The organism is Virgibacillus sp. M23 (assembly GCF_034190895.1).
Taxonomy (GTDB): Bacteria; Bacillota; Bacilli; order Bacillales; family Amphibacillaceae; genus Virgibacillus; species Virgibacillus salarius.
On the sequence record NZ_JAWDHA010000135.1, the window covers coordinates 1 to 803 of the forward strand.

General features: G+C 42.6%; 1 pseudogene. It reads left to right on the forward strand.

What is annotated here, in order from left to right:
* A pseudogene (locus RVS70_RS21600) lies at nt 1-772 on the forward strand (TrmB family transcriptional regulator); the annotation flags it as partial.
* Nucleotides 773-803: the final 31 nt, after the last annotated feature.

The following is an 803-nucleotide window of genomic DNA, read 5'->3' on the forward strand; positions in this document are numbered from 1 at the left end:
GAAAGCTTATTTGGCGTTATTGCAAGAATCACCTTTAACAGGCTACGCCGTTGCCAAAAAATCCGGAGTGCCCCGTTCTAAAATTTATGAAGTTCTGGAAAGCCTTGTGATCAGAGGAGATGTTTTTGTCAGTCATGGAAATACGCCTCAGTATGTTCCTGTCCCCGCGAAAGAATTGATTAAAAACCGCCGGCTCAAAGCGGAAGAACATTTTGATCAGGCTGAAAAATATTTTGAAAAGTTCGAGCAGACCGCAAATGACCGGGAAAACATCTGGAATATCACCGGCCGCAGTGAAATTCTTGAAAAGGTGAAGGCCTGTATCTTATCCGCCAAAAAAAGATTCCTCTTAGAAATATGGAAAGAGGATTTTGAAGAGATAGAATCAGAGCTCAAACAGGCGGCAGATCAAGGCGTCATTGTNACCATTATTGCGTACGGAGACATCGTATCTGATTTCGCTAATATTTACCTGCATGATATGAGCAGTGAAATTACAGAAGAGTATGACGGACGGTGGCTTGTCTATAGCGGAGATGATTCAGAAGTAGTTGCGGGCATTGTCTCGCTTGGCAACGACAGCCGCGCCGCATGGACGATGCACGTAGGTTTAGTCATGCCTTTTACTGAAGTTATCATTCATGATCTGTAACTTATGGAAATTCTGAAAAAGCATAGAGAGCTTTTGGAAGAAAGCTTTGGGAAAAACCTCATCCAATTGCGCCGTAAATTTTCTATCCACTCAGATTTCAAAAAACATTACTTGGAATAGCGTTTGGCATCGTTCACCCCAAAAACAAGGC